The following is a 12,622-nucleotide window of genomic DNA, read 5'->3' as shown; positions in this document are numbered from 1 at the left end:
AATATGGCACTTATCAGCAACTTTGTTAAGTATTAGAGTTAGCCCCGTCAACCCAACTAAGGAATTAAACAATGAAACTGGCCATTATTGGTGCAACTGGTTTTGTAGGCCGTAAAGTCATCGACGAAGCTCTGGCTCGCGGTCATCAGGTTACGGCAATTGCCCGTCAGCCTAAAGATTTACCTAAAGCTGATAACCTGACCATCGCGTTAGGTGACATTGCTGATACTGAATGGTTAGCTCAACAATTAAGCGGTCAGGATGCGGTTATCAGCGCTTATAACCCTGGTTGGGCCGAAGAAAATCAGTTTGAAAAATTCACTGCGGGAAGCCAGAAAATTCTGGATGCACAGCAAAAAGCCGGCGTGAAACGCCTGTTGGTGGTCGGCGGCGCGGGCAGCCTAGAAGTCGCTCCTGGCGTGGAGTTGGTCGACACGCCAGCATTCCCAGAAGCCTACAAACAAGGAGCCTTGGGCGCCCGTGCGTTACGTAACAAGTTACGCGCTGAAAACACACTGGATTGGACCTACCTGTCACCGGCTGCCTTGCTGGAACCGGGAAAACGCACCGGCCAGTTCCGTTTGGGTACCACTTCTTTACTGATGAACGGCGCGGCGCCAGCCAGCATCTCCGTGGAAGATTTAGCGGTGGCTATTCTGGACGAAATCGAAAATCCGCAGTTTATTAAAGCGCAGTTCACCGCAGCGTACTAACGACGAACCGGTTCTACATCAGCCTCGCGCATGGCCGTCAAATCTACCCTCATAGGTGTGTTGTGCACGGGGCTTTTCTTCTTACCGCTTTGTCACGTTTTGTTTCTAAACGCTAAGGTTATCTTAAGTTTGCTACTGTATCGTGCCATTCATTAATGAATAATTGGTTCTGATTAGCAATGAATGGACGATTCAAGTTACAGTGTAACGCAATCACCTTTATCTTAAGCTGCGCGCTATTTTTCACGCTGTTTCTCAATGCTCTTTTTATACACAAAGCCTGGTCGCTGATCGCCTTCAGCAGCGTGGATAGTTACCTGTTCGCCGCCACGATTCCGCTGGTGGTATTCTGCGCGTTGAATATTATTTTCAGCCTGCTGTTCGTGCCATATCTGCGTAAGCCAATCATTATCACACTGCTGCTGGGTAGCGCGGCTGCTAACTATTTTATGTTTAGCTATGGCGTGGTGATCGACGGCAATATGATGCAAAACGCCTTTGAAACCAATACGCAAGAGGCAACCGCCCTGCTCACGCCGCGCATGGGCTGGTGGTTGCTGGGGCTGGGTATATTACCTGCCGTCGTCATTTGTTTTATCCAGATTCAGGTCACCAAGCCTTGGTGGTATATGCTGGGGCTGCGGGCGGCCAATATTCTGTTATCCATGATGATTATTCTGCTGATCGCCGCGTTATTCTATAAGGACTACGCTTCGCTGATTCGCAATAACAAAAGCATCGTTAAAATGCTGACGCCGTCCAACTACGTTAGCGGAGTGATTGAGTATGCCAAACACAAATATTTCACCAGTAACCTGCCGCTCATTCGTATCGGTGAGGACGCACATAAAGGCCCGCAGATTTTAGCGCAACAGAAAAAAACGCTGATGATACTGGTAGTCGGCGAAACTGCCCGGGCAGAGAACTTCTCCCTCGGCGGTTACGAACGGGAAACCAATCCACGGCTGAAGCAGGATCAGGTGATCTATTTTAAAAACACCGCGTCCTGCGGTACCGAAACCGCCGTATCCGTCCCCTGTATGTTTTCTAATATGCCGCGTAAAGAATACGACGCGACCCTCGCCAGCCATCAGGAAGGTTTACTGGATATTGTGGCGCTCGCCGGAGTTAATGTGCTGTGGAGGGAAAATGACGGCGGCTGTAAAGGTGCCTGCGATCGCGTTCCTCATCAGGACGTGACTCAGTTAAATCTGACGCAGTACTGCGAAGGTGATGTTTGTCTGGATAACGCGCTGTTGCATAATCTAGACAATTATATCGATGGGTTAAAAGGCGATACTGTGATTGTGTTACATCAAATGGGGAGCCACGGCCCGGCCTATTATCGCCGTACCACACCGGAATTTCGCAAATTCACGCCAACCTGCGATAGCAATCAGATTCAGGATTGCAGTCCACAAGAGCTGGTGAATACCTATGATAATTCCTTGCTTTATACCGACGCGACGCTGGATAAAACGATCAAAATTTTGCAGCAACACAGTGATACATTTAATACAGCAATGGTTTATCTGTCCGACCACGGGGAATCTTTGGGTGAAAACGGTATGTATCTGCACGGAACGCCCTACTTGTTTGCCCCAAGCCAGCAAACGCACGTGCCTATGCTGCTGTGGATGTCCACGGATTATGAAAAGAATTTCGCCGTCAATCGCAACTGTTTAAACAAAATGGCACAGCAAGCTGCGGTTTCTCAGGATAATCTGTTCCATACAATTTTAGGGATGATGAATATTCAGACCAAAGCATATCAGCCGTCATTGGATATACTGCAATCCTGCCGCTCACCGGCCTGATGGAAAGAGGTTAACGCTTAAAGTGATGACCGCTGATGTTCGCCATCAGCGGTTTTATCTGAATCGCGGAGCAGAGACCTTTCATCAATCCTATGAATAATAAGGCGATGTTTGAAAACCTCGCGATTAATAGCCTCGAACAGCTCTCCCGGTGAAACTTTTTATCTTGACCTAGACCAATCAGTCTATTACGCTAACAACCATGAACAAGATATTGCCTTCTCAAACTGATACCCGCGAACACCTGTTAGCCACCGGCGAGCACCTGAGCTTACGTCTGGGCTTTAACGGGATGGGACTCAGCCTGCTGCTGACTACCGCAGGCGTACCTAAAGGTTCGTTCTATCATTACTTTAAGTCGAAAGAAGCTTTCGGCGAAGCCATGCTGCAACGCTATTTTGATCGCTACGATACTCAAATGCATAATCTGTTTTCCAATCCGCAGGGGGATCAGCGCCAGCACCTTCTGAGCTATTTTGCACAGGGGATTGGCAATTTTTGCAACAGTGAGTGCCACAACGCCTGTCTGGCGGTCAAACTTTCTGCTGAAGTGAGTGATTTATCCGAGCCTATGCGCCACGCGTTAGATACCGGCACCGCTCGGGTCATCGGTCGCTTACAGGACGCGATTGAAAAAGGCATTGAGGAGAAATCTCTGAGAGTCGTTTTATCCGCTTCTGCCACGGCAGAAACGCTCTACGCCCTATGGCTAGGCGCTTCGCTGCGTGCCAAAGTGAAACGCTCCGTCACCCCGCTGACCTGTGCGTTAGAAAGTATCGAATGGCTATTACAGCCGACTGCCTGATTTAACAACCACTCATCTCGCCTGCGGGGTGAGTGGCTTACATAAACACTAGACGACTGGTCTATTACCACAGGAATTATCATGAAGACAGCTAAATTGTTCTCTCCGCTAAAAGTTGGCGCTGTGACGCTGCCAAACCGCGTGTTTATGGCACCGCTAACCCGTTTACGCAGCATGGAACCGGGGGATATTCCTACGCCGTTAATGGCTGAATACTACGCTCAGCGTGCCAGCGCTGGTCTGATTATTACCGAAGCAACGCAGGTATCTTTCCAGGCCAAAGGTTATGCTGGCGCACCGGGCCTGCATACTCAGGAACAAATGGAAGCGTGGAAAGAGATTACTCAGGCGGTGCATGATAAAAAGGGTCATATCGCGGTACAACTGTGGCACGTAGGCCGCATTTCACACAGCAGCCTGCAACCGAATCAACAGGCACCGGTCGCCCCTTCTGCTATCGCTGCGGATTCTCGTACCACGGTGCGGGATGAAAACGGTGCCTGGGTGCGCGTACCTTGCTCAACCCCACGTGCACTAGCATTAGAAGAAATTCCAGGTATTGTGGATGATTTCCGTAAAACCACTGCCAATGCTCGCGAGGCTGGCTTTGATTTCATCGAAATCCACGCAGCTCACGGTTATTTGTTGCATCAATTCATGTCTCCGGCCTCCAACCAACGTACCGATGCCTACGGCGGCAGCATTGAAAATCGCACTCGCCTAACGCTAGAAGTGGTAGACGCAACCGCCGCTGAATGGGGCGCGGAACATATTGGTATCCGTATCTCGCCGCTCGGCCCGTTCAATGGTCTGGATAACGGGGAAGATCAGGAAGAAGCGGCGCTGTATCTGATCGATGAACTGAACAAACGCAAAATCGCCTATCTGCACATTTCCGAGCCAGACTGGGCGGGGGGTAAGCCTTATTCTGAGGCCTTCCGCGACGCTGTGCGCGCTCGTTTCAATGGCGTTATTGTCGGCGCTGGCGCTTACACCGCTGAAAAAGCTGAAGCGTTGATCGAGAAAGGTTTTATTGACGCCGTTGCCTTTGGCCGCAGTTATATTGCCAACCCGGATCTGGTGCAACGTTTGCAGCAGCAAGCGCCGTTGAATACGCCAGACGGCGACACCTTCTATGGCGGCGGCGCTAAAGGTTATACCGATTACCAGACCCTGTAATACCGCGATTTAGCTAAACATCTTAATGCCGGTGAGCGTTTCTCTTACCGGCATTGCTGTGTTTAACCGTCAATTACGATTGCCTCTTGAGCAGCACGCGCATTGATATACGCCGCGATCGCTGCTCCTCAATATTCAGCAAATGGCCTCAACTCGCTCGGCCTCAACATTCCGATCGTAAAAAAACCGATATATTCTCACTTATCGGGCAAGTTCCAAAATGGATGTGCGAGAAAACTGCAGCGGTTAGCGGCACCTTAGACAGTGCGAAACAACCTGGACAACAGGAACCCGTGGAGCGGCGGCGTCAAATGCGGCCTGACGCTCTGTTTTCACCGGGTAAGGCGGGTAAATGGTGCATTGGTAATAGCGACTTTAATCTTTGTCGTCTCTTCCCAAGTCGATTTAATCACGTTGACGGTATGCCTATGACTTTCCCGACGCGTGGAATAAGCAGCCGGGAATATTATAGGAAAAGGGAAAACTGGCAGCCTGATGAGGCGCTTAGCGCCCTTTCTTCTTGCGGCCAGGCTGGGAAAAACGCTTGCGGGAAGCGGTATTATCCGTGGATTTTTCGACACTTTTCGGGCGGTTAACGCTCGGTTTTTTCGCGACAGTTGGCTTGGCCTGCGCTTTTTTCGCCGGTTTCTCGTCGGAGGAAGAATTTTCAATCAGCTTGAATAATTCAATCAACTCATCGTCGGTCAAATCTCGCCACTCGCCCTGCGGCAACCCTTTCAGATTGACGTTCATGATGCGAGTACGCTCAAGTTTGGTAACTTCATAGCCAAAATGCTTACACATACGGCGAATTTGGCGGTTAAGCCCCTGCACCAACGTAATACGAAACACAAAAGGCGCTTCTTTTTTTACTTTGCATTTTTTGGTCACCGTTCCCAGCATCGGCACGCCGGCAGCCAAACCGAGAATAAATTCGTCAGTCACCGGTTTGTTAACGGTCACTACATATTCTTTTTCGTGATCGTTCCCCGCCCGCAGGATTTTATTGACCAAATCGCCGTGATTCGTCAGGAAAATCAGCCCTTGGGAATCTTTATCCAACCGCCCGATAGGGAAAACGCGTTTGCTGTGATTCACAAAATCAACGATATTGTCGTGTTCGCCGTCTTCCGTAGTACAGATAATGCCAACCGGTTTGTTGAGCGCGATCAGTACCAAATCATCTTCATTGCGCGGCTCAATCAGCTGACCGTTAACTTTCACCACATCCCCGACATAAACCTGATCGCCAACTGTGGCTCTCTTGCCGTTAATAAAAACATTTCCCTGTTCGACGTAACGATCGGCGTCGCGACGAGAACAGATGCCGCTCTCGCTAATGTATTTGTTAAGACGAATGGATGAGTTGGTCAGCATAGTTCTTCCGAAAAGGGCGGACTATACCTTATCCGCGTCGGGTTGCGAAGCCTGTAGAGCCCGATAATTTACACAGCGCGACCTACGTCAAGCAGTGCGGGGTCATTGCCATAAAGATTGTCGAGAGTACATAGCCAACGTCCGTAATCACCAATGCATCCCGCCACCTTCAATAACCTGTATTTCGCCCTAATCAACCACCCGCCGATCCCGAAATTAAACGGAAATAGGAATAAAAAGCGCGACGAATATTGTCCATTGCTCTGGCCATCATGCCGGGTTTACCACTCGCGCCGATCTTTCACATCGTGCTGTATCTGCGCGTTGAAATCTCGGTGAGAAATCGCCTTATCGCAGGCTTCGATGATTAAGCGTATTAACGGAGTGGTCACGGATGTCATCCTTATAAATGCTGAGTATTCCCTCACCCTAGCCCCCTTCAGGCATCATAACTCGGTCAACGCACGCCTGCGAGACGCCAACATAGCCTGAACGCTAAAATACGGATGATACCCTATTACAAAAAGAGATACCGGCTGAGCCACCAAGGTAGTGAGCAGGAAGATATTGCTATATCATTGGTGAATAAGTTTGATTTACGATGACTTATATTATTAATTAATTGATAAAAAGAGGTATTTCTATGCGCTTACTTCATACCATGATCCGCGTCGGTGATTTGCAACGTTCCATCGATTTCTACACCAAGGTATTAGGGATGCGCTTACTGCGTACCAGTGAAAATACTGAATATAAATACTCGTTGGCTTTCGTTGGCTACAGCGATGAAAGCGAAGGCTCAGTCATTGAACTGACCTATAACTGGGGCGTAGACAGCTACGAAATGGGCACCGCATTCGGTCATCTAGCACTGGGCGTAGACGATGTAGCGGCCACCTGTGAGCAAATCCGTCAGGCCGGAGGCAAAGTGACCCGCGAAGCAGGCCCGGTAAAAGGCGGCAACACCGTTATTGCTTTCGTTGAGGATCCCGATGGCTATAAAATCGAGCTGATCGAAAATAAAAGTGCCGGTCAGGGTTTAGGCAATTAATCGAACTGTCCCGCGCTAAAAATGCCCGAAAGCAATTTCGGGCCGTTGAAGTGCAATAGCCGCGAATACAGGAAACTGAGGGACGCTGGCGGTAAATTTGGTGATAGCCCCCGTTCACACGCTCATACTCGTAGCTTACACCTTAACTTTCCTAATTTAATCGCAGGTTTTTATCGCGCTCAGTCTTCGCCCCCCCTCTCCTGATGATTCCTCCTGCATCGCGCGGAAAAGTTTGACATAATGCGCGCAATATTCGAATGAAGATAAGAAACTAATGGCAGAAAAAAGTGATGTTAACGCCCTCAGTGGCCGTTTTCGTGGGTATTACCCAGTAGTGATCGACGTAGAAACCGCCGGATTTAATGCCAAAACAGACGCATTGTTAGAGATTGCTGCAGTAACCCTGCAAATGGATCAGGACGGTTGGCTAAAGCGGGATGAAACCCTGCATTTCCACGTTGAACCTTTTGAAGGCGCTAATCTGCAGCCTGAAGCGCTGGCGTTTAACGGCATCGACCCAACCAATCCGCTGCGCGGCGCCGTTCGGGAATATGATGCATTACACGCCATTTTTAAAGCCGTGCGCAAAGGGCTGAAAGATCATGGCTGTAATCGCGCTATCATTGTGGCTCATAATGCCAATTTTGATCATAGTTTTGTGATGGAAGCCGCCGAGCGTGCCAAACTGAAACGTAACCCTTTCCACCCTTTTGCCACCTTTGATACCGCCGCCCTCAGCGGTTTAGTATTAGGGCAAACGGTGTTGGCTAAAGCCTGTCTGACAGCGGGAATCCCCTTTGACAGCTCACAGGCTCATTCCGCACTGTATGACACAGAACAGACCGCAGAGCTCTTCTGCGAATTGGTTAACCGCTGGAAACGCTTAGGCGGCTGGCCGCTGCCTATCGCTGCCGAGTCCTGAGTACAACGCCTCCCTCCCCGATACCATCCCTCGGATCACCGTCAACTGCCTCTTTGAAAGAGGCAGTTTTGCATTGATTTATTCAATATCAAACGCTCATCGCTTTAATCAATTTAAACCAAGCTTTACCCACTTTTTGTGGTTTGCTATGACTTGTTCCGATTACTCAATAGATTATCTCTATTACACTAAGTATCCATAAAGAATTTTAATTTGTTTACTCCAATCTTACATCCGTTATTGAAAACATTTAATTCAAGCTATTAGATTTCGATTTAAAATAAAGGTAACACACAGATGAAACAACAAAGAAAATATTGACTCAGAACACATAAATCAGAGCAAAAGAAATAATAACCACAAAGAAAAAATAATTAAAAAGTCACCAACCACAACGCCACAAACAAAGATCACCTCTAGACAAAAAAATAATCGCGTGATAATTTTGATAGGATATCATTAATTATAATAACAGGATGTTATTCATGTAATTTAATACAAGCCATCACACAGATAGTGTTTTTGATATCAACTAAAACAGTTCCAATAAAGCGCAGCAGAGTGAGCGTAAGCCGGTCACATCGGCAGCACACCTGCGCCACAAGCTAAGGGCTGGCACTCCCGTGGGCATAAACGTTTCTTCACGAGGTGTGTATATATAAATAGGATACATTCCAGCAAGCAGTAATAACCAATGACTGAATACATCTATTGAAATCATACTGGAAATACTAAAACAATGATCAATTAGTGCTGAGAATAATAAAGAGACTATTACCTCAGTTTAACTAGACTTCTTGACGAAACATTAATCAGTAGAATTCACTGTTACTGGGTGAGTTCTATTTCCCTGACATGACACAGTTAATCTATTTAATGGATCATTTAATTCTATGGAAAAAAAACATATTAAAACTCAGGTTTTCTCATGCAATGAGACAGCAGCAATAACCCACTACCCTTTAGCTAAAATATCGGCGTTTATTATTCTTACCTGCGGCGTTTCTGGCAGCACTTCCGTTCAGGCCGAATACACAGACATGGTAAGCGGTGCTAACGTTGTTAGAACAGGAGAGGTTATTCATTCAGGCAATCGGCAAACAGTGGAAAATGGCGGTGAAAGTCGAGACGCAACAATAAATCAACGGGGTGTACAAATTGTTCGCAAAAACGGTACTACATATAGCACCACTATAAATAAGGATGGGCTCCAGCGCCTGTATGCCAATGGCACCGCCAACTTCACCACAATCAATCCCGGTGGAGAACAAGAAATTCAACTCCAAGGTCTGGCTAAAAACACCAAAATAAACGGCGGCGCACAAACAATCCATGCTGCAGGAAATGCCACACATACGGTGATCGCGCAAAATGGGACTCAGTCTATCCAAAATGAAGGGTTAGCCTACGGTACGACCATTGAAAGCGGGAATTTGCATGTAGCAAAAGGCGGTACAGCCGCTCACAGTACGGTAAAAGGCAGTGGCAGCCTGAACGTAAACGCCGGTGGCCAGCTTACGGGTAAGACGCTCATCCTTGAGCAGGGAAAGTTAAACTTTAACGCCGAAAGCCCAGAGGATGTTTTACGGAGTGACGGGCAACTGATATTTCAACGCGATGATTACACTCTAGACTTCGGACTAGGCGGGAGCAGCCTCGGCGCTGTGGTACAAAATAGTCCCGGCAAAACATTAACCCTAACCAAACCGAGCCATTACCACTCGGAAACAAGAATCGAGCAAGGGACCGTTAAGGCCGCAGAAAAACATGTACTTAGCCCAAACTCTCCGTTTGCAACCTATCCTAAGGCGACTCTGGACTTAGGCGCTTTTGATCAAAAGCTTATCGCCCTTAATAATAACGGGACTGTCAATTTCGGCAATTCAGATAAAAGTGGTACGACATTAATTGTCACCGGTGACTACGGTAGTCACTTTGGTCTACTGCAGATGAACGCGACGTTGGGAGACGATAACTCCCCTGCCGATAAGCTTATCGTAGAAGGTAATACTTCAGGCCATACGTACGTACAGGTGAACAATCTGGGCGGCAGCGGTGCGAAAACTCTTAACGGTATCGAATTGATTAAGGTTGCAGGAAAATCCGCAGGCATTTTTTCTCAACGTGGCCGTATCGTGGCCGGTTCTTATGATTATCAGCTACAAAGAGGCGCGGGTGATAACCAGAGAAATTGGTATTTAAACAGCCGTCATACCTATCTTCCTCGTTCTCTGCCCGAACCTGATTTACCGCCGCCGCCTCCTCCTCCGGTTGTTGTTTTTACCCCAAGTGCACCTCAGGCACCCATAGATAAACCGGTTCCGGCATACGCACCCTTTACCCCGTTGGTTACGCAAAGCGTAATAGGCGAAGACATTCTTAGCGGTAATACGCAACGGGTTTCTGGGGGCGGAATAACGTATTTCAATAGCGTGCAATCCGGTGGCCGACAATGGATACAAAAAGATGGCGTCTCCAATAACACCCTGATACAGGGCGGCACGCAAAGTATCGAAAACGGTGGTATCGCCAACAACACCATAATTACACCTGCCGGTGGCGAACTAAAGGTACTCGCTGGCGGTGTGGCGAATAACGCAGGGATTCTTGGCCGAGGTTATTTGCATATCGCTTCAGGAGGAGTTTTAACGGGTCGGACACAAATCAAAGAACAAGGACAAATAACGTTCGCCCCCTCAAATTCGCAGGATGCATTACAAAATAACGGCGAATTACTGTTTGAACTCGACCAACTTAGCACTCTGGATTTCAGTGTAGGAGGAAGAGGCGGTCTAACGCTAAATAGTCCAGGAAATAACCTGAGCTTAACCACCGCAAATTCCTACCAAGGATTGACCAGAGTTCAACGCGGAACGCTGATAGCCGGCGGTTTCGTACAAGATGCCAATAACAACATTATCCGCGCAGACCGCGAAAACCGATTTAGTCCCGACTCTGCTCACGTCATTGAGCAAATGGGCACTTTACATCTAGGCGGTGCCAACCAAACCATTCGACTACTTTATAATGTCGGCACAGTGAACTTCGGCAACAGTATCAATAATCAGTTAACTATCACCGGAGATTACATCGGCGACGACAGCTTACTTCGTATGAATGCCAGACTGAGCGACGACAGCTCCGCGGCCAATAAATTGATTATCGGCGGTAATACCCATGGCAAAACTCGAGTGTTGGTGAATAATCTGGGCGGCAGCGGAGCAAAAACGCTTAATGGCATTGAATTAATTACTGTAGCAGGTCGGTCTGACGGTGTATTTGTTAAAAACAGCCGGATCGTGGCGGGCAGTTATGAATATGACCTACACAGAGGTTCGGATGATAACCAGTCGAATTGGTATCTCAGTAGCAATCTGACTGATGACAATACAATGGCAATCAGCACAATGGCAATCAGCGGCCTCGCATCTGAAGAGAGTGGCCTTGATACCCCGCTGGCCCCCATTCCCATCGATACCGATGTCCTAACAGACGTAGTGCCAGAAACAAACAACTCGGGCACCCCACACGTTGTCGTACCTGAAACCAATGTCCCTGAAATAAATAGCGGTAATACTCCGCTCGTCATTGAGCCGTCAATAAATAATGTTGGCCCATTACCTACCACCAAGCCTGAAATAAACAGCATTACCGCCTTGCCTGGTGCAGATTCTGATGTGGATACGAATGTAATGACCTTACGTCCGGAAGCCGGAGCCTACAGCGCCAATCTGTCCGCAGCGAATAATCTGTTTATAACGAGTCTGAATGATCGTTTGGGCGAAACACACTACACAGACGTACATACGGGAGAACGAAGAGTCACCAGCATGTGGCTGCGTAATGAAGGCGGACACCAACGCACCCGCGAATCGCAGGGGCAACTGAGCAGCCTGATTAATCGCTATGTTGTGCAACTGGGCGGCGATATTGCCCAATGGAGTGACAATGTCTGGGGGCATTTCCGATTGGGAATGATGGCGGGTTACGGTAACAGCAAAAGTAAAACCGAATCTCGGCTCTCCGGTTATAGCGCCCGTTCCTCCATCGACGGCTATAGCACCGGTTTATACAGCACCTGGTATGCCAACAACGAAGAAAAAAGCGGTTTGTATATAGACAGCTGGGTCCAGTATAGCTGGTTTAACAACAGCATAAGCGGGCAGGAACTGGCAACTGAAAGGTACAAATCCAAAGGTCTGACCGCATCCGTGGAAAGCGGCTATACCTTTAAACTCGCGGAAAACATGACTAAAAATGCCGCGTACTTTATTCAGCCCAAAGCACAAATGACCTGGATGGGCGTCAAAGCCGATGAACACAAAGAGGAAAACGGCAGCAATATTTCCGGTGTCGGTCAGGGGAACATACAAACCCGTCTCGGAGTAAAAGCCTTTATGAACGGCTACAGCGATCTGGATAGAGGTAACAACCGGATTTTCCAACCGTTTATCGAAGCCACCTGGCTCCACAATACCAAAACCTTCGGTACGACATTGGATAGCATGACAGTACAACAAAGTGGAACAACCAATATTGGCGAGCTGAAACTGGGCGTTGAAGGTCACATAAGTGAAAGGCTTGGCCTGTGGGGAAATGTTGGCCAGCAGATTGGTGGACAGGGATATAGCGATACCGCCGTCGTTTTAGGCGTAAAATATCAGTTCTGACGCATGAGTCACTAATCTACATTCTGGTCATAAAACCAATATCAGTTTTTCAGTAGAGAACGCTATTATCAGCAGCAATAAAAGCGGG

8 protein-coding genes are annotated in these 12,622 nt (G+C 48.1%); 7 read left to right on the top strand and 1 reads right to left on the bottom strand.

From position 1 onward, the window contains the following. Positions 1–71: 71 nt before the first annotated feature. The 4 genes from AD970_RS13860 (at position 72) to nemA (ending at position 4,514) form a co-directional block, all read left to right on the top strand. The gene (locus AD970_RS13860; protein ID WP_049600160.1) at positions 72–713 is read left to right on the top strand and encodes an NAD(P)-dependent oxidoreductase; all 642 of its coding nucleotides are present in this window, start codon (positions 72–74) and stop codon (positions 711–713) included. Positions 714–892: 179 nt separating this feature from the next. Further along, positions 893–2,530, top strand: coding sequence for a phosphoethanolamine transferase EptA (gene eptA, locus AD970_RS13855; protein WP_049600159.1), 1,638 nt, complete (start codon positions 893–895; stop codon positions 2,528–2,530). A gap of 202 nt (positions 2,531–2,732) precedes the next feature. Then, positions 2,733–3,335 carry a TetR/AcrR family transcriptional regulator gene (locus AD970_RS13850; protein ID WP_049600156.1) on the top strand — a complete coding sequence of 201 codons (603 nt, stop codon included), beginning with the start codon at positions 2,733–2,735 and terminating at the stop codon, positions 3,333–3,335. Positions 3,336–3,416: 81 nt separating this feature from the next. Continuing rightward, a complete protein-coding gene (gene nemA, locus AD970_RS13845) occupies positions 3,417–4,514 on the top strand; it encodes an alkene reductase (protein ID WP_049600152.1) in 1,098 nt (365 codons plus the stop codon). Positions 4,515–5,018: 504 nt separating this feature from the next. Here the strand turns inward: nemA and rluF are convergent. Further along, on the bottom strand, positions 5,019–5,891 hold the full coding sequence (rluF, locus tag AD970_RS13840; RefSeq protein ID WP_049600149.1) for a 23S rRNA pseudouridine(2604) synthase RluF: 873 nt from the start codon (positions 5,889–5,891) through the stop codon (positions 5,019–5,021). 643 nt (positions 5,892–6,534) lie between these two features. On the opposite strand from rluF, the gene gloA reads away from it, so the two are divergent. The 3 genes from gloA to AD970_RS20450 all read left to right on the top strand — a co-directional run bounded on the left by gloA (position 6,535) and on the right by AD970_RS20450 (position 12,534). Next, positions 6,535–6,942: a lactoylglutathione lyase gene (gene gloA, locus AD970_RS13835; RefSeq protein ID WP_049600148.1), complete on the top strand. Its 408-nt coding sequence runs from the start codon at positions 6,535–6,537 to the stop codon at positions 6,940–6,942. 274 nt (positions 6,943–7,216) lie between these two features. Further along, on the top strand, positions 7,217–7,864 hold the full coding sequence (gene rnt, locus AD970_RS13830) for a ribonuclease T (RefSeq protein WP_049600147.1): 648 nt from the start codon (positions 7,217–7,219) through the stop codon (positions 7,862–7,864). Between the two features lie 893 nt (positions 7,865–8,757). After that, on the top strand, positions 8,758–12,534 hold the full coding sequence (locus tag AD970_RS20450) for an autotransporter outer membrane beta-barrel domain-containing protein (RefSeq protein WP_053215276.1): 3,777 nt from the start codon (positions 8,758–8,760) through the stop codon (positions 12,532–12,534). Positions 12,535–12,622: the final 88 nt, after the last annotated feature.

It is taken from the genome of Yersinia nurmii (assembly GCF_001112925.1).
GTDB classification, from domain to species: domain Bacteria; phylum Pseudomonadota; class Gammaproteobacteria; order Enterobacterales; family Enterobacteriaceae; genus Yersinia; species Yersinia nurmii.
Note: the sequence above shows the minus strand (reverse complement) of the source record. Positions and strands in the feature narration are given on the sequence as shown.